21 protein-coding genes are annotated in these 22,806 nt (G+C 55.0%); 9 read left to right on the forward strand and 12 right to left on the reverse strand.

Features of this window, described 5'->3' with window-relative positions; all coding sequences use genetic code 11:
• Nucleotides 1-24 precede the first annotated feature (24 nt).
• Nucleotides 25-1,023, reverse strand: a complete 999-nt coding sequence (gene zipA, locus RAC90_RS11155; RefSeq protein ID WP_033740799.1) for a cell division protein ZipA — start codon at nt 1,021-1,023, stop codon at nt 25-27.
• Nucleotides 1,024-1,241: 218 nt separating this feature from the next.
• Between zipA and cysZ the strand changes: the two genes are divergently transcribed.
• The 5 genes from cysZ to crr all read left to right on the forward strand — a co-directional run bounded on the left by cysZ (nt 1,242) and on the right by crr (nt 6,197).
• Nucleotides 1,242-2,009, forward strand: a complete 768-nt coding sequence (gene cysZ, locus RAC90_RS11160; RefSeq protein WP_054687328.1) for a sulfate transporter CysZ — start codon at nt 1,242-1,244, stop codon at nt 2,007-2,009.
• 141 nt (nt 2,010-2,150) lie between these two features.
• Entirely contained in the window at nt 2,151-3,119 is a 969-nt protein-coding gene (gene cysK, locus RAC90_RS11165) for a cysteine synthase A (RefSeq protein WP_033740801.1), read from the forward strand.
• Between the two features lie 390 nt (nt 3,120-3,509).
• Nucleotides 3,510-3,767: a phosphocarrier protein Hpr gene (gene ptsH / locus RAC90_RS11170; RefSeq protein WP_003848868.1), complete on the forward strand. Its 258-nt coding sequence runs from the start codon at nt 3,510-3,512 to the stop codon at nt 3,765-3,767.
• Between the two features lie 159 nt (nt 3,768-3,926).
• On the forward strand, nt 3,927-5,654 hold the full coding sequence (gene ptsI / locus RAC90_RS11175; RefSeq protein WP_006117799.1) for a phosphoenolpyruvate-protein phosphotransferase PtsI: 1,728 nt from the start codon (nt 3,927-3,929) through the stop codon (nt 5,652-5,654).
• 42 nt (nt 5,655-5,696) lie between these two features.
• Nucleotides 5,697-6,197 (forward strand): PTS glucose transporter subunit IIA, encoded by a 501-nt coding sequence (gene crr, locus RAC90_RS11180; RefSeq protein WP_006117800.1) that lies wholly within the window; start codon nt 5,697-5,699, stop codon nt 6,195-6,197.
• A gap of 50 nt (nt 6,198-6,247) precedes the next feature.
• Here crr and RAC90_RS11185 read toward each other — a convergent pair whose 3' ends face one another.
• From RAC90_RS11185 to RAC90_RS11230, 10 genes are all read right to left on the reverse strand, one after another.
• Nucleotides 6,248-7,597, reverse strand: coding sequence for an ATP-binding protein (locus RAC90_RS11185; protein WP_006117801.1), 1,350 nt, complete (start codon nt 7,595-7,597; stop codon nt 6,248-6,250).
• Nucleotides 7,594-8,274 (reverse strand): response regulator transcription factor, encoded by a 681-nt coding sequence (locus RAC90_RS11190; RefSeq protein WP_006117802.1) that lies wholly within the window; start codon nt 8,272-8,274, stop codon nt 7,594-7,596. Before RAC90_RS11190 ends, RAC90_RS11185 begins: the two co-directional genes overlap by 4 nt.
• A 165-nt stretch (nt 8,275-8,439) precedes the next feature.
• Entirely contained in the window at nt 8,440-9,321 is an 882-nt protein-coding gene (cysM, locus tag RAC90_RS11195; RefSeq protein ID WP_033740803.1) for a cysteine synthase CysM, read from the reverse strand.
• Nucleotides 9,322-9,436: 115 nt separating this feature from the next.
• Nucleotides 9,437-10,525, reverse strand: coding sequence for a sulfate/thiosulfate ABC transporter ATP-binding protein CysA (gene cysA, locus RAC90_RS11200; protein ID WP_375124342.1), 1,089 nt, complete (start codon nt 10,523-10,525; stop codon nt 9,437-9,439).
• Nucleotides 10,515-11,390 carry a sulfate/thiosulfate ABC transporter permease CysW gene (gene cysW, locus RAC90_RS11205; RefSeq protein WP_006117805.1) on the reverse strand — a complete coding sequence of 292 codons (876 nt, stop codon included), beginning with the start codon at nt 11,388-11,390 and terminating at the stop codon, nt 10,515-10,517. The genes cysA and cysW overlap by 11 nt, the downstream gene beginning before the upstream one ends.
• Complete coding sequence (gene cysT / locus RAC90_RS11210) at nt 11,390-12,223, reverse strand: sulfate/thiosulfate ABC transporter permease CysT (protein ID WP_039339876.1); 834 nt, start codon at nt 12,221-12,223, stop codon at nt 11,390-11,392. The genes cysW and cysT overlap by 1 nt, the downstream gene beginning before the upstream one ends.
• Complete coding sequence (locus RAC90_RS11215; RefSeq protein ID WP_054633371.1) at nt 12,223-13,239, reverse strand: sulfate ABC transporter substrate-binding protein; 1,017 nt, start codon at nt 13,237-13,239, stop codon at nt 12,223-12,225. Before RAC90_RS11215 ends, cysT begins: the two co-directional genes overlap by 1 nt.
• 207 nt (nt 13,240-13,446) lie before the next feature.
• Nucleotides 13,447-14,067, reverse strand: coding sequence for an RpoE-regulated lipoprotein (locus RAC90_RS11220; RefSeq protein ID WP_033740806.1), 621 nt, complete (start codon nt 14,065-14,067; stop codon nt 13,447-13,449).
• A gap of 63 nt (nt 14,068-14,130) precedes the next feature.
• Complete coding sequence (locus RAC90_RS11225; RefSeq protein WP_033740808.1) at nt 14,131-14,592, reverse strand: DUF2919 domain-containing protein; 462 nt, start codon at nt 14,590-14,592, stop codon at nt 14,131-14,133.
• On the reverse strand, nt 14,582-15,007 hold the full coding sequence (locus RAC90_RS11230; RefSeq protein WP_006117810.1) for a GNAT family acetyltransferase: 426 nt from the start codon (nt 15,005-15,007) through the stop codon (nt 14,582-14,584). Before RAC90_RS11230 ends, RAC90_RS11225 begins: the two co-directional genes overlap by 11 nt.
• Nucleotides 15,008-15,216: 209 nt before the next feature.
• On the opposite strand from RAC90_RS11230, the gene amiA reads away from it, so the two are divergent.
• Nucleotides 15,217-16,062 carry an N-acetylmuramoyl-L-alanine amidase AmiA gene (gene amiA, locus RAC90_RS11235; protein WP_033740810.1) on the forward strand — a complete coding sequence of 282 codons (846 nt, stop codon included), beginning with the start codon at nt 15,217-15,219 and terminating at the stop codon, nt 16,060-16,062.
• Nucleotides 16,063-16,110: 48 nt separating this feature from the next.
• On the forward strand, nt 16,111-17,025 hold the full coding sequence (hemF, locus tag RAC90_RS11240) for an oxygen-dependent coproporphyrinogen oxidase (RefSeq protein ID WP_033740812.1): 915 nt from the start codon (nt 16,111-16,113) through the stop codon (nt 17,023-17,025).
• A gap of 59 nt (nt 17,026-17,084) precedes the next feature.
• Here hemF and maeB read toward each other — a convergent pair whose 3' ends face one another.
• Nucleotides 17,085-19,364, reverse strand: a complete 2,280-nt coding sequence (gene maeB / locus RAC90_RS11245; RefSeq protein WP_375124343.1) for an NADP-dependent oxaloacetate-decarboxylating malate dehydrogenase — start codon at nt 19,362-19,364, stop codon at nt 17,085-17,087.
• Nucleotides 19,365-19,724: 360 nt separating this feature from the next.
• Between maeB and tal the strand changes: the two genes are divergently transcribed.
• On the forward strand, nt 19,725-20,675 hold the full coding sequence (gene tal / locus RAC90_RS11250; protein ID WP_033740815.1) for a transaldolase: 951 nt from the start codon (nt 19,725-19,727) through the stop codon (nt 20,673-20,675).
• 63 nt (nt 20,676-20,738) lie between these two features.
• Nucleotides 20,739-22,739, forward strand: coding sequence for a transketolase (tkt, locus tag RAC90_RS11255; protein WP_367143793.1), 2,001 nt, complete (start codon nt 20,739-20,741; stop codon nt 22,737-22,739).
• Nucleotides 22,740-22,806 lie beyond the last annotated feature (67 nt).

The raw sequence follows: 22,806 nt of genomic DNA on the forward strand, positions 1-22,806 counted from the left end.
CATAATAATTTGAAAAAGTGTGGATTACTCGCGGGATTCGACCACATCGCGGATACGCGCTTTGTAAGTTTCCAGCTTTTGCGGCGTCATCATCCGGCGTTCGTCATCCAGTACCACACCGCCCACATCGTCCGCGATACGCTGCGCGGACTGTAGCATCAGTTTAAAGTTCTGATTCGCATCGCCATACGACGGCACCATCATGAAAATGGAGACGCCAGGCGTGGTGAAGTCGGTCATTTCGTCAGGATTGAAGGAACCGGGTTTCACCATGTTAGCCAGACTAAACAGCACAGGACCGCTGCCTGCCGGACTGAGATGACGATGGAAAATGTTCATTTCACCAAACTGAAAACCGGCCTGCAAAATGCCCTGTAGCAAGGCTTCACCATTCAGCTGACCGCCTGAGTGCGCCGCGACATGCAGCACAAGCACCGCTTCTTTGGGCTTACTGCTGGTCTGCGGACGAGGTTCAGGTTGTTTCGGCTGCGGCGGCGGACTGACCACCTCAGGTTCAGGCTCATAGTCAGGCTCAGGTTCGGCCTGATAAACAGGATTAGGCTGAACGCTGTCCAGCGGATCGCTATCCAGCAACGGATCGGCCTGAACCGGCGGTGCGGTGAAGGCTGGTGGCTGGCGAGTCGGTGCAGGCCGTTGTGGCGCACGTTCCGGTTGCGGTGCCGGGTCAAAAAGAGGATCGCTTTCAGGCTGCGGCGCAGAAGGCTGACGCGGGCGCTCCTTAACAGGCTCACGCCGCACTTCAGGCTGTGGCTCGCGGATGTCGTCAAAATGAGGCTCCTGGTGCCCGCGCGTATTACGCACACGCACTTCACCGACGCCGTCATCAACGTCGTCGGTCAGCGTCTCATCATCATGTTCATCACGTTGTTTCAAACGTTTGTGCGGGCGATCGCGGAAGACTGAAGAGCGTTCTTTACGGCTGGTCCACAGTCCGTGAATAAGAAGCGCTATAATGGCGATCGCGCCAACAACGATTAATATCAGACGCAAATCCTGCATCATTGTATTCTCTGTTGTTCCAATACCTTGCCACCGCGGCAAACTTTATTCTCTAACTGTATTTGCCCTGCCAGATAAGTGCAAGTCTGTGCAGTATTTTCTCACAAATAAGATAGCTCACCGCCACTTTTTCGCTGTTTTTTTACCCAAACGGCACCTGGTCAGCAGAAAAAGCCAGGTTATAGTAGGCGCGCCTTAACATCTTCAGGAGAACTGGCTCGATGGCTGTGAATAATTCCGTTTCCTCTTTTAATGGCGTGCACTATTTTAGCCAGGGCTGGAAGCTAATCAGGTTACCGGGCATACGGCGCTTCGTCATCATCCCCTTGCTGGTCAACATCCTGCTGCTAGGCGGCGCCTTTGTCTGGTTATTTTTCCGTCTTGACGAGTGGATCCCCAAACTGATGTCGCATGTGCCGGACTGGCTGCAATGGCTCAGCTATGTGCTGTGGCCGCTGTCGGTGATTTCGGTGGTGCTGGTGTTTAGCTATTTCTTTTCAACGATAGCCAACCTGATTGCCGCGCCGTTTTGCGGCCTGCTGGCGGAACAACTTGAGGGGCGGCTGACGGGTAAACCACTGCCTGACAGCGGCTGGCTGGGCATGGTTAAAGACGTGCCGCGCATCATGAAACGCGAATTACAAAAGCTGGGCTACTACCTGCCCCGCGCACTGGGCCTGTTATTACTTTATTTAGTTCCGGGTTTTGGGCAGACGGTGGCACCCGTGCTGTGGTTTATGTTCAGCGCCTGGATGTTGTCTGTTCAGTATTGCGACTATCCTTTCGATAACCATAAAGTCAGTTTTCAGCAGATGCGTCATGCCTTACGCCAGCACAAGACAGCCAATATGCAGTTTGGCGCGCTGGTGAGCCTCTTTACAATGATTCCCGTGGTGAACCTAGCCATTATGCCGGTCGCCGTGTGCGGGGCCACCGCGATGTGGGTTGATCGCTACCGGGCGAACCTGGCTCGTGAAAGCCTGCGCTGAACATATCAACTATCCTTATGCAATTTTCGGCAGGTCTTATCGCCATGAGACATATAGATATATGATTTCTTTCCTTCCGCCACGGGGCAGAACAGGTATGCTCAGAGGGTTCCCAATAATTCATACAGTTAAGGACAGGCTATGAGTAAGATCTATGAAGACAACTCTTTGACAATTGGTCATACGCCGCTGGTTCGACTGAACCGCATCGGTAACGGCCGCATCCTTGCGAAGGTTGAGTCCCGTAACCCGAGCTTCAGTGTGAAATGCCGTATCGGTGCCAACATGATTTGGGACGCAGAAAAACGCGGTATTCTTAAGCAAGGTATTGAACTGGTTGAACCGACCAGCGGTAACACCGGTATTGCATTAGCCTACGTGGCCGCCGCGCGCGGTTACAAACTGACGCTGACCATGCCGGACACCATGTCTGTTGAGCGCCGTAAGTTGCTTAAAGCCCTGGGCGCAAATCTGGTCCTGACCGAAGGCGCAAAAGGCATGAAAGGCGCGATCGCCAAAGCCGAAGAGATCGTGGCCAGCGATCCCGACAAGTATTTGCTGCTGCAGCAGTTCAGTAACCCGGCCAACCCGGAAATTCACGAGAAAACCACCGGTCCCGAAATCTGGGAAGACACGGATGGTGAAGTGGATGTGTTCATTGCCGGTGTGGGGACCGGCGGCACGCTGACAGGCGTAAGCCGTTACATCAAAAACACCCAGGGTAAGAAATCCTTGATCACCGTGGCCGTAGAACCCACTGACTCACCGGTGATTGCGCAGGCGATGGCGGGCGAAGAGCTCAAACCCGGCCCGCATAAGATTCAGGGGATTGGCGCGGGCTTTATTCCGGGTAACCTGGATTTGGCGCTGATCGATTTAGCTGTCGGCATCACTAATGATGAAGCGATCGCCACGGCCCGTCGCCTGATGGAAGAAGAAGGCATTCTGGCCGGTATCTCTTCGGGTGCCGCCGTTGCCGCCGCGCTGAAGTTGCAGGAAGATGAAGCCTACGCCAACAAAAACATCGTTGTCATTCTTCCTTCTTCCGGTGAGCGCTATCTCAGCACCGCGCTGTTCGCCGATCTTTTCACGGAAAAAGAGCTGCAATAGCCCGTAGTTCGCCCTGGACAAACGCTTAAAAAGCACCCTGACGGGTGCTTTTTTGTGGCGCAGATCTCACTTTTACCATGCAGCCAATTGATTTCAGTCGTGTGGCTCTGGTATTTAGACTGCCAATTATTTCGATGCCTGAAATTAATCCTCCTTTGAAGTGGATCAAGCTGAATCAAGTTTCAGATTTAGTGAAAGGGCGAATCACGGCATAATTACCCGGTGACGTGCTCAACTCGTGTTTTGACACGCAGCGGGAATGAAACACTCATTCAAGCGCATTTGTTCGATTGTAAGTTGTATACCCGCGCACCTACACAGGCTAAAGTTACGGCTCCAGGCTAGACTTTAGATCCATAACACTCATCCTGAAAACGTTGGGGAAATAGAATGTTCCAGCAAGAAGTTACCATTACCGCACCAAACGGACTGCATACTCGCCCTGCTGCGCAATTTGTCAAAGAAGCTAAAGCCTTCCAGTCAGAAATCACCGTGACCTCCAACGGCAAATCGGCCAGCGCCAAAAGCCTGTTTAAGCTGCAGACTCTGGGTCTGACTCAGGGCACCGTTGTCACACTTTCTGCGGAAGGTGAAGATGAGCAAAAAGCCGTAGAGCATCTGGTTAAGCTGATGGCGGAACTGGAGTAATCTCCTTTCTGCTCCGCTTAAAACGACTCTTCTGCGCCATTGTGTGCAACATCTTGATCGCGGACAACCTGTCCGCGTTATTGCTTTCGTAGAGTACGTGTCACACGACTATGGCAACGCAACGAGTCCAGTCAGCCATCGTGATAAAAAGGTAGGGTTATGATTTCAGGCATTTTAGCATCACCAGGTATCGCTTTCGGCAAAGCTCTGCTGCTGAAAGAAGACGAGATCGTCATCAACCGTAAAAAAATTTCAGATGACCAGGTTGAGCAGGAGGTTCAGCGCTTTCTGCAAGGGCGTAGCAAAGCGGCTGAGCAACTTGAAGCTATTCGTATCAAAGCCAGCGAATCCCTGGGTGAAGAAAAAGCAGCCATCTTCGAAGGCCACATTATGTTGCTGGAAGACGAAGAGCTGGAGCAGGAAATCATCGACCTGATCAAAAAAGATCACGCCACTGCTGATGCTGCTGTGAACTCCGTCATCGACGCCCAGGCAAAAGCCCTGGAGGAGCTGGACGACGAATACCTGAAAGAGCGTGCGGCAGACGTGCGTGACATCGGTAAGCGTCTGCTGCAAAACATTTTAGGTCTGCACATTGTCGACCTGAGCGCAATCCAGGAAGAATCTATTCTGGTGGCGAAAGATTTAACGCCATCCGAAACCGCACAGCTGAATCTGAAAAAGGTGCTGGGCTTTATTACCGATTTGGGTGGCCGTACCTCGCACACCTCAATCATGGCACGCTCATTAGAAATCCCGGCGATTGTCGGCACCGGTAACGTGACCGCCACCATCAAAAACGGCGATTTCATCATCCTGGACGGGGTGAACAATGCGATTCACGTTAATCCGTCTGAGGCGGTTCAGGAAGAGCTGAAAGCGGTTCAGAATCAGTATCTGTCTGAAAAACATGAGCTGGCGAAGCTGAAAGATCTGCCGGCTGTTACGCTGGATGGCCATCAGGTTGAAGTCTGCGCCAACATCGGTACGGTACGCGATATCGCCGGTGCCGAGCGCAACGGTGCAGAAGGTGTTGGCCTGTACCGCACTGAGTTCCTGTTTATGGATCGCGACTCACTGCCGACTGAAGAAGAGCAGTTCCAGGCGTATAAAGCGGTCGCAGAAGCCATGGGATCGCAGGCCGTGATCGTCCGTACCATGGATATTGGCGGTGATAAAGACCTGCCTTACATGAACCTGCCTAAAGAAGAAAACCCGTTCCTGGGCTGGCGCGCCATCCGTATTGCGATGGATCGTAAGGAAATTCTGCATGCACAGCTGCGTGCTATCTTACGTGCCTCTTCTTTCGGTAAGCTGCGCATCATGTTCCCGATGATCATTTCGGTTGAAGAAGTGCGTACGCTGAAAGCGGAACTGGAGCTGCTGAAAGCGCAGTTACGCGAAGAAGGTAAAGCGTTTGACGAGTCAATCGAAGTGGGCATTATGGTGGAAACGCCTGCCTCTGCCGTGATTGCACGTCACCTGGCGAAAGAAGTCGACTTCTTTAGCATTGGGACAAACGATTTGACGCAGTATACTCTTGCAGTAGATCGTGGTAATGATTTGATTTCGCACCTGTATAACCCGATGACGCCTTCGGTACTGAACCTCATCAAGCAAGTCATTGATGCGTCTCATGCTGAAGGTAAATGGACTGGCATGTGTGGTGAGCTGGCAGGTGACGAACGTGCTACACTACTGTTACTGGGAATGGGGCTGGACGAATTCAGCATGAGTGCCATTTCTATCCCTGGCATCAAGAAAATTATTCGTAATACACATTTCGAAGATGCGAAGGCGTTGGCAGAGCAGGCACTGGCTCAACCTACGGCGGAAGACTTGATGAACCTGGTGAACAAGTTCATTAAAGAAAAAACGCTCTGCTGATCCACGAGATGCTGGCCCCAAATTACTGCTTAGGAGAAGATCATGGGTTTGTTTTCTAAACTTTTTGGCGAAAAAACAGATAGCGCTGGGACAATTGATATCGTAGCGCCTCTGTCTGGCGAAATCGTGAATATTGAAGACGTACCAGATGTGGTGTTTGCAGAAAAAATCGTGGGTGACGGTATTGCGATCAAACCAAGCGGCAACAAAATGGTTGCGCCGGTTGATGGGACTATCGGCAAGATTTTCGAAACCAACCATGCCTTTTCAATCGAATCCGATAATGGCATTGAGCTGTTCGTGCATTTCGGCATCGATACCGTCGAACTGAAAGGCGAAGGCTTCAAACGCATCGCCGAAGAAGGTCAGAAGGTTAAAAAAGGCGACGTGGTGATCGAATTCGATCTGCCGCTGCTGGAAGAGAAAGCAAAATCCACACTGACCCCTGTTGTCATTTCCAATATGGATGAAATCAAGGATTTGACAAAACTGTCTGGTCAGGTCGTCGTGGGTGAAACCCCGGTGATTCGCATCAAAAAGTAATACACAAACGGCACCTCAGGGTGCCGTTCTCTTATGCTTCACGTCTCTGCTTAATGCGGCTGCCAGCGGGGCAAACGCAGTGTCAGCTCCAGTCCGCCTTCAGGCCGGTTAACCGCCCTGACCTCGCCATGATGCGCCAGTACCACTTTACGCACAATTGCCAGCCCCAGCCCGTAGCCTTTACCCAGTAACGGCGAATTGACCCGGACAAAGGGATCAAAGATGCTGGACAGCTTATTCTCATCGACGCCTGGTCCCTGATCCCGCACCTGAATCGCCAGCCACTGTTGCTCAACCTGCAGGCTGACCTCAATGCGCTGACCCGGCAGCGAAAAGCGTAAAGCATTACGCAGCACGTTCTCAATGCCTCGCCGGCATAACTCAGCATTCCCGCGTACGGTATGATCGGCCTGCTCATCAACGTTAAACACGACCTCGACGCCGGGGATCTGCGCTTCATAACGGAGATCGGTAACCACCGCCTCTAATAAGCCGGCCAAATCAAAATAGTGTTCGCCCGGCACACTTTCATGCTCGGCACGCGCCAGGGTTAACAGTTCACCAATCATCTTATCCAGCCGCTGTGCCTCTTCGTCGATGCGATCCAGCGAGTCATTCACGTTTTCTGGCCGCTGTCGCGCCAGGCCCGTTGCCAGCTGCAGACGGGCAAGCGGCGAGCGCAGTTCATGAGAGATGTCATGAAGCAGGGCTTCACGGGCACGCACCAACGTGTCCAGGCGTTCAACCATGGCATCGAACGCCTGCGCCACGCTGGAGAGCTCGTCATGACGCTTACGCAGCGCAGGATAGAGCCTGATGCTTAAGTCGCCATTGGCTACCCGCGAAAAACCTTCACGCAGTTGTCGCATAGGGCGCGTCAGGTTCCATGCCAGCAGCAGGCTAAACAGCAACCCCACAGACCCGGCGAAAATGAACATGGGCTCAGGAATATTCAGGAAATTATGTGGCCGCCCCTCCCGGCTCATTGTGCGTATGCCTTTCAGATCGTACAGCAGCTCATAGCTCTTGCCGTCCGGGCTCTGTGCCTGGCGCACAAGATGGTCGGGAAAAAAGGATTTTTCGGGCGTTTCGGGCGCAAGCGGCGGTGCCTCTGCGTTGCGGAGATTATCCAGTGCGCGTACATGCAAAAACGCCCGATCTTCCGGGGCCCACTCCGCCATCATCGCATCCAGCGCTGACGGGCCGCCCCGCTCCAGCACCGACACGGCTGACGCCATCAGCGCGTCAGCCAGCCGCTGGGTGACCAAATATTCAGGGGGATGATGCCGTGTACCGGAAAGTGAGAAACCCAGCCAGATCAGCTGACTGATAATCAGGAAAACCAGCCAGAACCCCAGCAGGATCTTCCAGAACATGCGCCCACGGTAAGTTTGATTCATCGAATGCGATAACCAATGCTGCGAACGGTTTCGATGGTGATGCTGTCGGCGGTGAGCGCGCTGAGCTTCTGACGGATATTACTGATATGCACATCCACGCTGCGATCGTACGCTTCACGCGGTCGTCCCAGGCCTTTCTCAGACAGCTCGTCTTTCGTCACCACCCGGTCCGGTGAACGCAGCAGCAAATCCAGCAGATTAAATTCAGAGGCGGTCAGATCAAAGGCTTTCCCCTGCCATTCCGTCACGCGGTTGGCCGCATTGAGTGTTAACTCTCCCCATTGCAGCGTCTCTTTTTTATCCTGCAGAGGCGCATGCTCTTCAATCCGACGCAGTACGGCACGCAAGCGCGCCACCAACTCACGGGGATAACACGGCTTGGGCATATAGTCATCGGCCCCCATTTCCAGGCCGATAACCCGATCAATATTGTCGCCCTTGGCCGTCAGCATAATCACCGGCAGACGGCTTTGCTGGCGCACCTGGCGCAGGACATCGGTGCCGCTCATATCCGGCAGCATAATATCCAGAATCATGGCGCTGTACTCACCGGACAGCGCCCCCTGCACACCGGCAGTGCCGGTTAACACCAGTTGCGTATCAAAGCCTTCCGTGATCAGATACTGGCTCAGCATCGTGCCTAATTCTACGTCGTCATCTACCAGCAGGATTTTCATTGTTATCTCTCTTACGTCACTGGCGCTATTTTGAACCGGGCCAGCGAAACGCGCAGCCAGTTTTACGCGATCCTTACAGATGCCAGTAAGCTTAGCCAAATAAACAAGACTCAGGCAGCCGACGGCGCAGCATAAGCCTTCAGAGGGCGTAATGGCTGCGTGACGTTACTGATAAACGCCGGTAGAGAGATAGCGATCGCCACGGTCACAAACAATGGCCACCACGACGCTTCCAGGATGGGCGCTGGCAATACGCAGTGCGCCCGCGACCGATCCGCCTGAGCTGACGCCGCAGAAAATACCTTCACGCCGGGCCAGCGCCCGCATGGTCTCTTCGGCTTCCTGCTGCCCCATATCAATTACCTCATCCACCAACTCGGGCCGGTAAATGCCGGGCAAATACGCCTGAGGCCAGCGGCGAATCCCAGGAATGCTACTGCCTTCTTTAGGCTGCAGGCCAATCACTTTCACGCCCGTCTTATGTTCTTTTAAAAACCGCCCTACGCCGGTAATCGTGCCGGTGGTGCCCATACTGGAGACAAAATGCGTCATGCGCTGATTCGACTGGGTCCACAGCTCCGGTCCCGTGGTCTGGTAGTGGCCCAGTGGATTGTCTGGGTTATTAAACTGGTCCAGCACCGTTCCCTCACCGCGCGCCGCCATCGCCTGGGCTAAATCACGCGCGCCCTCCATGCCCTGCTCCCGACCTATCAGGACTAACTCGGCCCCATAGGCACGCATCGCATCCTGCCGCTCCTGGCTCATATTATCCGGCATCAGTAAGCGCAACCGGTAGCCTTTCATCGCCGCGATCATCGCCAGCGCGATACCGGTGTTGCCACTGGTGGCCTCAATCAGCTGATCGCCCGGTGTTATCTCGCCTCGCCGTTCCGCCTGATGAATCATCGACCAGGCTGCGCGATCTTTGACGGAACCGGCGGGGTTGTTGCCCTCCAGTTTCAGCCAGATCTCACTGCCATTGTCAGGCGTCAGGCGCTGTAACCTGATAAGCGGTGTATTACCGATTGTGTGTTCCAGAGTGGTCACGGTGCATATCCTGGCGAAACGATACCGTTACGAATCAGGCCAGAGCCTGAGGTATGGCGGTATAAACATTAAAAAAGGGCGGGACATTGTCCCGCCCTGCGTGAAAAAGAAAATATCAGGCGCTGTGCGCAAAGGCAACTGCCCGCAATGGCGTGGCGCCCTGATAGAGCCGGGCCTGTTGCAGCCCGACAAACAGGCGCTCGCCGCGCAGTGGCGCGGTCTGGTCACCGTCGAACACCAGCGAGAAAGGTTCGCTCTGCCAGCCCGCAGGCTGAACGACCAACTGCCAGAAATGGCCACGCGGACTCACCTCAAGGACCTGTACCGGTAAAGGGGTTTCCAGGCTGCTTTTACGCGAAACATCAATTTCCCAGGGACGCAGGAACAGATCAACCGCGCCCTGATGGGCGGAGGTATAGCCTAACGGCCAGTGATGCGCCCCGACATGGAACTGGGAACCATGAACCTCACCGTCAAAGCGGTTAACTTCGCCCAGGAATTCCAGCACGAAGCGCGTCGCCGGATCGCGCCAGACCTCATCCGGCGTGCCCACCTGCTCGATGCTGCCCTGACTCATCACCACGACGCGGTCGGCAACTTCCATTGCCTCTTCCTGATCGTGCGTGACAAACACGCTGGTGAATTTTAATTCTTCATGAAGCTGGCGTAACCAGCGGCGCAGCTCTTTACGCACCTGGGCATCCAGCGCACCGAAAGGCTCATCCAGCAGCAGAATTTGCGGCTCGACGGCCAGTGCTCTTGCCAGCGCCACGCGCTGCTTCTGACCACCCGAGAGCTGAGCCGGAAAGCGGTTTGCCAGATGCGATAACTGCACCATCTCCAGCAGACGTGTTACACGATTTTTGATTTCGGCACTGGATGGCCGCTCACGACGCGGCAGCACGGTCAGGCCAAAGGCAATGTTGTCACACACGGTCATATGGCGGAACAGCGCATAGTGTTGAAAAACAAACCCGACTTTACGATCGCGGGCATGCAGGCGACTGACGTCATGCTCATGAAAACGAATCTGGCCGCTGTTCTGATGCTCCAGCCCGGCGATAATTCGCAGCAGGGTCGTTTTACCGGAACCGGACGGCCCCAGCAACGCCACCATCTGGCCCGACGGGATATCCAGTGAAATATCGTTCAGCACCGCTGTGCGACCAAAGGATTTGTTGATTTGTTTAATCTCAATGCTCATGATTTTCCTCCAGTTGCAGGCGTTTGTGCTGCTGCTCTAAGCGCCACTGCACAATGCTTTTCAAAAACAGGGTCAGGATGGCCATGACGGTCAGCAACGCGGCGGCAGTGAAGGCACCCACCGTGTTGTAATCCTGATGCAGTAATTCGACCTGAAGCGGCAAAGTGTAGGTTTCGCCGCGAATGGAGCCGGATACCACAGATACCGCACCGAACTCGCCAATGGCGCGGGCATTGGTCAGCACCACGCCGTACAGCATTGCCCAGCGAATATTCGGTAACGTCACACGGCGAAACATCTGCCAGCCCGACGCGCCCAACAGCACCGCAGCCTCATCTTCATGACTGCCCTGGCTCAGCATGACCGGCACCAGTTCGCGAACCACGAACGGACAGGTCACGAAGACGGTGACCAGCACCATACCCGGCCAGGTGAACATCACCTGAATATTGTGGGCATCCAGCCAGCCGCCTGCCGGACCGTTAATGCCCCAGAACAGCAGGTACATCAGGCCAGCCACAACCGGCGAGACCGCAAACGGAATATCAAACAGGGTTAACAACAGCTGGCGACCAGGAAACGTAAAGCGGGTGACCAGCCAGGCCAGCAAGGTGCCGAAGACCAGATTAACCGGCACGGTAATCAGCGCCACCAGTACGGTCAGCCAAATCGCGTGCAGCATATCGCTGTCGGTCAGGTTACGCAGAGTCAGGCCAAGCCCGCTGTGCAGCGCTTCCCAGAAGATGGAGACCATCGGCACCACCAGCAGCAGCACCGAGATCAGCACACCCGTGCCGATAAGCAGCCATTTACCCCAGTTTACGGGCTGGCGATCGGCATGATTGAGTTGCGAAATATCGGCCATTAGTGACCTCCCAGACGACGGCCAAAGCGGCTCTGTAAGGTATTAATGGCAAACAGCAGCAGCAACGACGCCGCCAGAATGACCGACGCGATGGCGCTGGCGGCCGGATAATCAAACTCCTGCAGACGGACGAAAATCATCAGTGAGGTCACTTCTGTTTTCCAGGCAATATTGCCCGCGATAAAGATCACCGCGCCAAACTCGCCCAGGCTGCGGGTAAACGACAGCGCAGTGCCCGCCAGCAACGCCGGAGCCACTTCCGGCAGCACAACGCGACGGAAACTTTGCCAGGGCGTTGCGCCCAGAGTCTGCGCCGCCTCTTCGTATTCCGGACCTAACTCTTCCAGCACCGGCTGCACCGTCCGGACAACAAACGGGATACTGGTGAAGGCCATCGCCAGCGCGATACCAATCCAGGTGTAGGAAATCTTAATGTCGAAATGAGCAAACCATTGACCGTACCAGCCGTTTACCGAAAACAGACCGGCCAGGGTTAACCCTGCGACGGCGGTTGGCAATGCAAAGGGCAAATCCATTAAACCATCCAGCAGCGCGCGACCCGGGAAGCGATAACGCGTTAAAACCCAGGCCATCAGCATGCCAAACAGGGCATTGAACAATGAGGCAACGCCGGCCGACAGCAGCGTCACTTTATAGGCTGCAATCAGCTGGGGATTGGTCACCACGTCCCAGTATTGCTGCAATGTCATCTGCGACAACTGCATGATGAGGGCGCTGATGGGCAGCAGCAGAATCAGGCAGGTAAACAGCAGACTGGTGCCCAGGCTCAGGCCGAAACCGGGCAAAACACGTTTTTGGCTGGCTGCAAACATTATCCACGCCCCGCCGCTAACAGTTGATCCAGTTCACCGCCACTTTCGAAATGGGTTTTCATAACGTTATTCCAGCTACCAAATACGTCTTCAACCCGAAACAGCTGTGTGGCTGGAAAGCGATCTTTTTGCTGCTCCATCAGCTGCGGATTGTTCACGCGATAATAAAAGTCCGTAATGATTTTCTGTGCCTCGGGCGAATACAGCCAGGTCAGATAAGCCTTCGCCGCGTCGGCTGTTTTATTGTGTTCAACGTTTTTATCGACCCAGGCGACGGGGAACTCCGCCAGGATATCGGTTTTTGGCACCACGACTTCGTAATCCTCTTTACCGTACTGATTACGAATGGTGTTGACCTCCGATTCGAAGCTGATCAGCACATCCCCTAAGCCGCGTTCAGCAAAGGTGGTGGTGGCGCCGCGTCCGCCTGTGTCGAAAACCTCGACGTTTTTCAGAAACTGTGTCATCCAGGCGCGCGTTTTTGCCTGGTCGCCGCCGTCCGCTTTCTCTGCGGCACCCCAGGCGGCAAGATAGGTATAACGCCCGTTACCCGAGGTCTTCGGATTCGGGAAAATCAGCTTCACGTCGTTACGGGTTAAATCGGACCAGTCATGAATCTGCTTAGGGTTACCCTTGCGAACCAGAAACGCCATGGTGGAATAAAACGGTGAACTGTGATTCGGCAGGCGCGTTTGCCAGTCGGCCGGGATCAGTTTGCCTTTGTCATGCAGCACCTGTACATCCGTCACCTGATTATAGGTCACCACATCGGCACGCAGCCCTTGCAGGATGGCCAGCGCCTGTTTAGAAGAACCCGCATGCGACATTTTGATGGTGAGTTTATCGTCCGGATGTTGCGCATCCCACTGGCTGACAAAAGGCGCGTTCAGGGCGACGAACAGTTCACGTGAAACGTCATAAGAGCTGTTTAACAGCTCTGTGGCGTGCGCGGCGCCAGCAAGGCCCAGCGACAGCGCGATTCCGCTCACGATTTTTTTCATCGCTTTGAAGGTCATGGTTCACCCTGAAGAAATTTGATGCAGATCTCATCCGCAGATACAGCAGTTTATTTATAACTCAGCGTAAACCCGTAACGGTTTTATATATCGTTTGTTGATTTCAAAGTCGAAAAAGGCATAAGGCGGCGGGAAAAGAATGCGCAAAAACAGAATTGGGTTGGCAGGGCGCACTGAACGCCCTGCGGGAGGCAAAAATTACGGGGCTTAACGCTGCCAGACGAACTTGCTGAGTTTCCAGCTTTTCAGCGTGTCATCGGCGGGCAGTAATCCTTCCGGACCGTGCCAAGTCCCGCTGTAAACGTAGCGCAGATGCGGGCTGCCAGGCACACGGCATTCGACGTCATGATTGTCTAACCCGGCAGCCACAATGCAGTTATTAAAGGCTTTGTCATATCTGGCGCTAAACGCATCGCCAATTTTGCTGCCGTCGGCACTGGCAATGTCGTTGTCCGTCACCTCAATGCGGTCAACCTGTGACTGACCATAAATGACCAGCTTAACCTGACCGTCCTTCATCGCCTGCCAGAAGGACACCACTTGACCGTTCTGGCCACGCATGCCCTGACGCAGATCGTAGTTGCCCTTAAGCCCGTCTTTGATGGCCGATTCGTTCATCGCCGTGGCACTGTTGATCCCACCAACGCCCTGATCGCTGATCGTCAGTGAAGGACCAAACCAGTTCCATGGCAGCGCAGAAGACCAGTGGTAACTCAATGGATTCCACCAGCGTACCTGCTGGCTGCTGTTGGCGTCAGGGCCGGAGGAACTGGCACACCCACTGACCAGCATGGCCACCGTCAGTATCGTGTAACGAACAGCTTTCATGAAAACTCCTGTTAATAAATAGACCTGGGCAAAACGGATTGGAGTCGCAAAGCGGCAAAAAGTTTATTCGGGATCGTGTGGCGGCAAAAAGCAGGCGCGAAGCCGGACACTGATCAGTAACCACAGCAGTGCCAGCAGATCAAACAGCGTAAACAGCAGCGGCAACGGTGAGCTGAGCAGATCGGTCTGGACGAGTTGTACGCTCTGCCAGAGCAAATTCGCCCCTAACGAGACCACCAGCACCAGGCGCCAGCTGCGCCACACTCGGGGTAAACGCGACCGGTAGCCCGTGAGCAACAGCCCCGACAGCGCTGGCAGACCCAGCACCAGTCCTGACCAGAACGCCTGGCGATCCGGATAGAAAAGAGCCAGAAGATCGTTTCCCTGCTGGCGTGACGCGCCGGCCATCACCAGGAGCCACCAGGTGCGCGACTGCAATAGCAGAATCAGCCAGAAAAGAAACGGCAGGCGCAGTTGCCCTTTGTCGTCGTACTCCTCAGGCGGCCAGACCGAATTAATATTCACGATCTTCGATTAAACGTTTGCCCAGCAACACCACATCGACCGTTTCATAATCCAGCTTTTCATAGAAGGCAACGACCTGGTCGTTCTCTTCCCGCACCATCAGGTGAATTTTAGGGCAACCGCGCGCAATGAGTTTTTTCTCCAGGCGATTCATCAGGGCATTGGCAAAGCCGCGGCCCTGATAATCCGGATGCACCGCCAGATAGTAAGCCGCGCCACGGTGACCATCGTAACCGCCCATTACGGTACCGACGACTTCGCCCCCGACTTCCGCCACCAGAAACAGGTCGGCGTCATGATGCATTTTGCGTTCGATGTCCAGCTCCGGATCGTTCCATGGCCGTAACAAATCGCAGCGTTCCCAGAGCGTGATCACTTCTTCAAAATCTTCCTGGCGGAAGGTGCGGATTTCCATCTTCTGTACCTGCAGTTCACCTCAATTTGCTGATTATCACGCTTTCTTCGGCGGGTGCAACCCTGGCTGCTGACGGCAACGTTAAAAAAAAAGAAATTGCCTGTTACCAGGCTGAAAAACAAAGTAATAACCTGAAATGGTTGAAAGATCGCACCGGGCATAATGTTACGCTATAACACGGTGCATTATGATTGCTCAGGGACATGCACATGCACTTACTCAAACGTTTAATTCATCGTCGCCAGCTGCTGCTGTCCGGGCTGGCGCTCGCCATATTGTCCCCGCGCGCGGTGCAGGCGAAGGAACAGCAGGCTTCGCTCTCTACCCGACCCTCGTCGCCCAGGCCGCGGGTTAACAACGGCAAGCGCATCGTGATGCTCGATCCGGGCCACGGCGGTATCGATTCGGGTGCGGTCGGCGAAGAGGGTTCCGAAGAAAAACACATTGTTTTAGACATCGCCAGTAATGTGCGCAGTCTGCTGCAGTCACATCCGCGTATCGAGGTCCGCCTGACGCGTGACAGCGACCATTTCATTCCGCTCTACCAGCGGGTGGAGATTGCGCATCAGCACGGTGCGAACCTGTTTATGTCAATCCATGCGGATGGCTATACCAGCCCGGATGCCAGCGGTGCCTCTGTGTTCGCGTTATCCAATCGGGGTGCCAGCAGCAGCATGGCGCGTTACCTGTCGAAACGTGAAAATGACGCGGACAAGGTCGGCGGAGCCAACGTGGAACAGCAGGACCAGTATTTACAGCAGATTCTGTTCGATCTGGTGCAAACGGACACCATCAGAAACAGCCTGACCCTGGGCAAACACGTTCTGGACCAGATTCGCCCGGTGCATCACCTTCACAGTCAGCATACCGAACAGGCCGCCTTTGCCGTGCTGAAGTCGCCGTCCATTCCCTCGGTGCTGGTGGAAACGTCTTTTATTACCAATCCGCGCGAAGAGCAGTTGCTGGGCACGACCGCCTTTCGGCAGAAGATTGCCTCGGCTATCGCCACAGGTATCATTAACTACTTTGATGAGTATGATCGTCGAATGTCATAGTAGATCAGCTATAATCACGGCCAATTTTTACTAAGAGAAGCCTATCCCATGCCTGATATCTCCCGCGTAAAAACGTTCCTGCTGGATTTGCAGGATGAGATTTGTCGCAAGCTGACTGCCGAAGACGGCGGCGCGCAGTTCACTGAAGACCGCTGGGAACGCCCCGGCGGTGGCGGTGGACGAAGCCGTGTGCTGCGTAATGGTGCCGTGTTTGAACAGGCTGGCGTGAATTTCTCCCACGTTCATGGCGACCAGATGCCCGCCTCCGCGACGGCACATCGTCCTGAGCTGGCCGGATGCAGTTTCGAAGCCATGGGCGTTTCGCTGGTTATCCATCCCAACAACCCGTATGTACCGACCAGTCATGCGAATGTGCGCTTTTTCATTGCCGAAAAACCCGGTGCCGAGCCGATCTGGTGGTTTGGCGGCGGCTTTGATATGACGCCGTTTTACGGGTTTGAAGAAGATGCGCTGCACTGGCATCAGACCGCCTTCGATATCTGCCAGCCTTTTGGCGAGGATGTCTATCCCCGGTTTAAAAAGTGGTGCGACGACTATTTCTATCTGAAACACCGCGACGAGCAACGCGGTATTGGTGGGCTGTTTTTTGACGATATCCACGAGCCGGGCTTTGAACAAAGTTTTGCCCTTATTCAGGCCGTCGGCCGGGGCTTTCTGGACGCTTACCAGCCGATTGTGGCGCGCCGCAAGCACATGCCTTATGGCGACCGCGAGCGCCAGTTCCAGCTTTACCGCCGGGGTCGCTATGTAGAGTTCAATCTGGTGTGGGATCGGGGCACGCTGTTTGGCCTGCAAACCGGAGGCAGAACGGAATCCATTTTGATGTCCCTGCCGCCCATGGTGCGCTGGGAATATAACTATCATCCTGAACCTGACTCACCCGAGGCCGCGCTCTACCGTGACTTCCTGCCGGTGAAAAACTGGCTCAACCTGCCTGAGTAATCCACGCTGCCGGCTCAGGAACGTGCCGGGGCGGCAACCCGGGTCGCCGCCCCGGTTGATTACAGCGGCTGCGTCTGCGCTTCCACCACCGCCAGCGCCACCATATTGACGATCCGGCGCACGGACGCGATGCGCGTCAGCACGTGCACCGGCCGGGTCATGCCCATCAGCACCGGCCCGACCGTTACGCCTTCCGAACAGGACACGCGCAGCAGATTGTAGCTGATGCGCGCCGCTTCCACGTTGGGCATGATCAGCAGGTTTGCGCTGCCTTTCAGCGGGCTGTCGGGCATGATTTCCCGCCGGATGCTTTCCACCAGCGCCGCATCGCCGTGCATCTCCCCGTCGATTTCCAGCTCAGGCGCGCGCTGTTGCACCAGCGCCAGCACATCGCGCATTTTCTGCGCACCAGGCGCACTGGAGGTGCCAAAGCTGGAGTGCGACAGCAACGCCACGCGCGGCTCAATCCCAAAGCGACGGACGGTTTCCGCCGCCATTAACGTTATATCCGCCAGCTGTTCCGGTGTAGGATAGGCGTTGACGTAAGTATCCGCAATAAACGTGTTGCCATTCGGCAGTAACAGCGCATTCATGGCCCCGGCCACCTTCACATCACTCCGCAGGCCCAGCACGCGCTCCACAATCTCGTAGTGCTCGTTATAATCGCCGATGGTGCCGCAGATCAGCGCATCGGCCTCACCACGGTAGACCATGATGGCACCGATGAGGGTCGGATTACCAATAACGGCGCGCTGCGCCTGCTCGGGGGTGACACCGCGCCGCTTCATCATCTGGTAATACTCATTCCAGTACGCTTTAAAGCGGGGATCGGATTCGTTATTCACGATTTCAAAATCCTTTCCGGCCTCAATTTTTAGCCCCTGTTTTTCTAACCGCATGGCGATCACGTTGGGGCGACCTATCAGGATGGGTTTCGCCAGCCCCAGCGAGACCAGCTCCTGCGTAGCATGCAGCACCCGCACCTCTTCGCCCTCCGCCATCACCACCCGTTTCGGGGCTTTACGCGCCTGGGAAAAGATCGGCTTCATAAACAGGTTGGTCTTATACACAAACTCCGTAAGTTGCTCCCGGTAGGCATCAAAGTCAGCCACAGGCCGGGTTGCCACGCCGGACGCCATCGCCGCTTTCGCCACGGCAGGGGCTATCTGCACGATTAAACGTGGATCAAAGGGTTTGGGAATCAGATAGTCCGGTCCGAAGCGCAGGTCCTGATCGCTATAGGCCGAAGCCACTACGTCGCTTTGTTCCGCCTGTGCCAGTTCGGCAATGGCGTGTACGGCCGCCAGCTTCATCTCTTCATTGATGGCGGTGGCCCCCACATCCAGCGCGCCACGAAAGATAAACGGGAAGCAGAGCACGTTGTTCACCTGATTAGGAAAATCAGAACGTCCGGTGCAGATAATCGCATCCGGCCGTACGGCTTTCGCCAACGGCGGCAGAATTTCGGGATGGGGATTTGCCAGCGCCAGAATCAGCGGATCTTTCGCCATGCTTTTCACCATATCCTGCGTCAGGACATCCGGTCCGGAACAGCCCAGGAAAATATCTGCGCCCTCGATCACGTCGGCCAGCGTGCGCTTGCCGTGATCCTCCACGGCATAATCGGCTTTGGTGGCCGCCATATTGGGTTCGCGGTCACGGTAAATCAGCCCTTTCGAATCGCACACCTGAATATGGTCTTTCTGCAAGCCCAGCGCGACCAGCAGATTCATACAGGCAATGGCCGATGCGCCCGCGCCTGACACCACCAGCCGTACATCAGCGATAGCCTTGTTGACGATGCGTAGTCCGTTCAGCACCGCCGCCGTACAGATGATGGCCGTGCCATGCTGGTCATCATGAAACACCGGAATTTTCATGCGCTGCCGCAGTTGCTGTTCGATATAAAAACACTCGGGCGCTTTAATATCTTCAAGATTGATTCCGCCAAACGTGGGTTCCAGCGCGGCAATCACCTCGATCAGCTTATCGGGATCCTGTTCGTCGACCTCAATATCAAAAACGTCAATGCCCGCGAATTTCTTAAACAGAACGCCCTTGCCTTCCATCACCGGTTTCCCGGCCAGTGCGCCGATGTTCCCCAGCCCCAGTACCGCCGTACCGTTTGAAATCACCGCCACCAGATTGCCGCGCGCGGTGTACTTGTGCGCCGCCAGCGGATCGGCGGCGATTTCTAAACAGGGCGCCGCCACGCCAGGAGAATAGGCCAGCGCCAAATCCCGCTGGGTGGCAAGAGGTTTGGTGGGGGAAACCTGAATTTTTCCGGGAGTGGGATACTGATGAAAATCAAGCGCACTTTGCTTCAGTTGGTCATCCATTAAACATCCTTCTTCGCCAGGTAAGTGGATGTTCAGTATAGAAAGCACACCATCACAAAGCGGTGAGGCGGTTCAAAGAACCTTCTTTCTTAACGCACAGATTGCCACAGTCTACCCTGCGTCATTTTTCATGGCTGCTATCCTTAATGGCTGGACAGTCGTTATCCGCAGAAATGTCATCTCGGGTGGTTGCGCGCAACCCTCATCGCACAACATTCAGAGAAAACGCATTTTCACTGCACCTGGTCTGTTGCAATGTGGTGAGTCGGCGTTACTACGACGGGTAATGTCTGCACTGATTAGGGCACGAGGCCAGAGGTGTTCCCTTTTGTTACAACGTATTTTTCAAGGAGTGTAGAAATGAACCAGCTTGAAGCCCTTAAACAGTTCACGACCGTGGTGGCTGACAGTGGCGATATTGAGTCCATCCGTAATTATCACCCACAAGATGCGACGACTAACCCTTCGCTTATTCTGAAAGCATCTGCTCTCCAGCCTTACAAACATCTGATTGATGACGCCATCGACTACGCGAAAAAACAGGGTGGCAGCAAAGAAACGCAGATTATTAACGCCAGCGATAAAGTGGCCATTAACCTCGGTATGGAAATTCTGAAAAGCATACCAGGCCGTGTTTCGACCGAAGTGGATGCGCGCCTCTCCTTCGATCGTGGCATGTGCGTCACGAAAGCAGAAAAGCTGGTCCGCATGTATGAAGAGCACGGCATTGATCGCTCTCGCATCCTGATCAAACTGGCCTCCACATGGGAAGGCATTAAAGCCGCAGAAGAGCTGGAAAAGAATGGTATCCAGTGCAACCTGACGCTGCTGTTCTCTTTTGCCCAGGCGCGCGCCTGCGCCGAAGCCGGGGTTTATCTGATTTCGCCGTTTGTCGGCCGTATCTATGACTGGTACAACAGCCGCAAGCCCATGGACCCGTATAACGTCGACGAAGATCCGGGCGTGAAATCGGTGCGCCGTATTTACGATTATTATAAGAAGCATCGCTATGACACCATCATCATGGGTGCCAGCTTCCGTAAGGTCGAACAGGTACTGGCGCTGGCCGGGTGTGATCGGCTGACGCTGTCACCTAACCTGCTGGAAGAGTTACAGAACAGCGAGGCGCCCGTAGAGCGTAAGCTTGAGCCTTCCACTGAATGTTTCCATCAGCCGTCGCCGCTGTCCGAAGCGGAGTTCCGCTGGGAACATAATCAGGACCCTATGGCGGTCGAAAAACTGGCAGACGGTATTCGCCAGTTCGCCGTTGACCAGCAAAAACTGGAAGATGTGCTGGCGGCGCGCCTGTAGTTTTTCCCCTCTTTTACCGGGCGGGCTCACTCCCGCCCTGATGCTTAACAAGGGAGACCCTTTATGTCCTCACGCAGAGAGTTGGCGAATGCGATTCGCGCATTAAGTATGGATGCGGTACAAAAAGCAAAATCCGGTCATCCTGGTGCGCCAATGGGCATGGCAGATATCGCCGAAGTGCTGTGGCGCGATTTCCTCAAGCATAATCCGACCAACCCCGCCTGGCTGGATCGTGACCGCTTTATCCTGTCTAACGGTCACGGCTCAATGCTGCTTTACAGTTTGCTGCACCTGACCGGGTACGATTTACCGATTGAAGAGCTGAAAAACTTCCGCCAGCTGCACTCCAAAACACCGGGCCACCCGGAAATTGGCTACACGCCGGGCGTGGAAACCACGACCGGTCCGCTGGGTCAGGGTCTGGCAAACGCCGTGGGTCTGGCCATTGCGGAACGGACGCTGGCTGCGCAGTTTAACCGTCCACAACACGATATCGTTGACCACTTCACCTATGTGTTTATGGGCGACGGCTGTCTGATGGAGGGGATTTCCCACGAAGTCTGCTCACTGGCCGGAACGCTTGGTCTGGGCAAACTGATCGGCTTCTATGACCACAACGGCATTTCCATCGACGGAGAGACCGAAGGCTGGTTTACGGATGACACGCACAAACGTTTCGAAGCCTACAACTGGCACGTGGTCGGTGAAATTGATGGTCACGATGCCGAGGCCGTTAAAGCCGCAATTAAAGAAGCGCAAAGCGTCACCGATAAGCCGTCACTGATTATCTGCCGCACGGTTATTGGCTTTGGTTCACCGAATAAAGCCGGTAAAGAAGAGGCACACGGGGCCGCGCTGGGTGAAGAAGAAGTCGCCCTGACGCGCAAGCAACTGGGCTGGAATTATCCGGCGTTTGAGATCCCGCAAGAGATTTACCAGCAGTGGGATGCTAAAGAAGCTGGCGCGGCACGCGAAAAAGCCTGGAACGATAAGTTTGCCGCGTATCAGCAGGCTTATCCTGAACTGGCCGCAGAATATACGCGGCGTATGAACGGCGAAATGCCCGCAAACTGGGAAGCGGAAACTGCCCGATTCATTGCCGATCTGCAGGCGAATCCGCAAAAAATCGCCAGCCGCAAGGCCTCGCAAAATTCACTGGAAGCCTACGGCAAAATGCTGCCTGAATTCCTGGGCGGCTCTGCCGACCTCGCACCCAGTAACCTCACCATCTGGTCAGGTTCGAAATCCATCAAAGAGGATCCGGCCGGGAACTATATCCACTACGGTGTGCGTGAATTTGGTATGACAGCCATTGGTAACGGTATTGCCCACCACGGTGGTTTTGTGCCCTATACCGCGACCTTCCTGATGTTCGTCGAGTACGCCCGTAATGCCGCGCGCATGGCGGCCCTGATGAAGGCCCGCCAGATTCTGGTTTATACCCATGACTCAATCGGTCTGGGTGAAGATGGTCCAACCCACCAGCCGGTAGAGCAGATTGCCAGCCTGCGCGTTACGCCGAATATGAGCGTCTGGCGTCCGTGCGATCAGGTGGAAACCGCTGTGGCCTGGCAGGCTGCGATTGAGCGTCATCATGGGCCTACCGCCCTGATCCTGTCGCGTCAGAATCTGGCACAGCCGGAGCGTACGGCGGAACAGGTGGCGAATATCAAACGCGGCGGTTACGTCCTGAAAGACTGTGAGGGCACGCCAGACGTCATTCTGATTGCCACCGGCTCTGAAGTGGAGATTACGCTGGGTGCAGCAACGAAGCTGACGACCGGCGGCCATAAGGTGCGGGTCGTTTCACTGCCTTCAACGGATCTGTTCGAAGCGCAGGATGCGGCTTATCGCGAATCTGTGCTGCCTTCCGCTGTGAAAGCACGCGTGGCCGTGGAAGCAGGCATTGCAGATTACTGGTATAAGTATGTCGGGCTGGACGGTGCCATTGTCGGGATGACTACGTTCGGTGAATCTGCGCCAGCAGAAAAGCTGTTCGCGGAGTTTGGCTTCACGATAGAAAACATCGTCAGCCATGCCGAAGCCCTGCTGAAACCGGCATAATCCTCGCACTCACGCGATCCGGCTTCCTCAGCCGGATCGCGGTTTTGCTCTCAGCACGCCAGCCTGA

It is taken from the genome of Pantoea sp. CS_6, assembly GCF_041954745.1.
GTDB classification, from domain to species: domain Bacteria; phylum Pseudomonadota; class Gammaproteobacteria; order Enterobacterales; family Enterobacteriaceae; genus Pantoea; species Pantoea stewartii.

Coding starts and splice junctions, on each gene's coding strand:
- RAC90_RS11185 (WP_006117801.1), bottom strand. CDS start 7,597: ATGAATCAAACTTACCGTGGGCGCATGTTCTGGAAGATCCTGCTGGGG.
- tal (WP_033740815.1), top strand. CDS start 19,725: ATGAACCAGCTTGAAGCCCTTAAACAGTTCACGACCGTGGTGGCTGAC.
- ptsH (WP_003848868.1), top strand. CDS start 3,510: ATGTTCCAGCAAGAAGTTACCATTACCGCACCAAACGGACTGCATACT.
- amiA (WP_033740810.1), top strand. CDS start 15,217: ATGCACTTACTCAAACGTTTAATTCATCGTCGCCAGCTGCTGCTGTCC.
- crr (WP_006117800.1), top strand. CDS start 5,697: ATGGGTTTGTTTTCTAAACTTTTTGGCGAAAAAACAGATAGCGCTGGG.
- cysK (WP_033740801.1), top strand. CDS start 2,151: ATGAGTAAGATCTATGAAGACAACTCTTTGACAATTGGTCATACGCCG.
- cysZ (WP_054687328.1), top strand. CDS start 1,242: ATGGCTGTGAATAATTCCGTTTCCTCTTTTAATGGCGTGCACTATTTT.
- RAC90_RS11230 (WP_006117810.1), bottom strand. CDS start 15,007: ATGGAAATCCGCACCTTCCGCCAGGAAGATTTTGAAGAAGTGATCACG.
- maeB (WP_375124343.1), bottom strand. CDS start 19,364: ATGGATGACCAACTGAAGCAAAGTGCGCTTGATTTTCATCAGTATCCC.
- cysT (WP_039339876.1), bottom strand. CDS start 12,223: ATGTTTGCAGCCAGCCAAAAACGTGTTTTGCCCGGTTTCGGCCTGAGC.
- RAC90_RS11220 (WP_033740806.1), bottom strand. CDS start 14,067: ATGAAAGCTGTTCGTTACACGATACTGACGGTGGCCATGCTGGTCAGT.
- hemF (WP_033740812.1), top strand. CDS start 16,111: ATGCCTGATATCTCCCGCGTAAAAACGTTCCTGCTGGATTTGCAGGAT.
- zipA (WP_033740799.1), bottom strand. CDS start 1,023: ATGATGCAGGATTTGCGTCTGATATTAATCGTTGTTGGCGCGATCGCC.
- tkt (WP_367143793.1), top strand. CDS start 20,739: ATGTCCTCACGCAGAGAGTTGGCGAATGCGATTCGCGCATTAAGTATG.
- RAC90_RS11215 (WP_054633371.1), bottom strand. CDS start 13,239: ATGACCTTCAAAGCGATGAAAAAAATCGTGAGCGGAATCGCGCTGTCG.
- RAC90_RS11190 (WP_006117802.1), bottom strand. CDS start 8,274: ATGAAAATCCTGCTGGTAGATGACGACGTAGAATTAGGCACGATGCTG.
- ptsI (WP_006117799.1), top strand. CDS start 3,927: ATGATTTCAGGCATTTTAGCATCACCAGGTATCGCTTTCGGCAAAGCT.
- cysA (WP_375124342.1), bottom strand. CDS start 10,525: ATGAGCATTGAGATTAAACAAATCAACAAATCCTTTGGTCGCACAGCG.
- cysW (WP_006117805.1), bottom strand. CDS start 11,390: ATGGCCGATATTTCGCAACTCAATCATGCCGATCGCCAGCCCGTAAAC.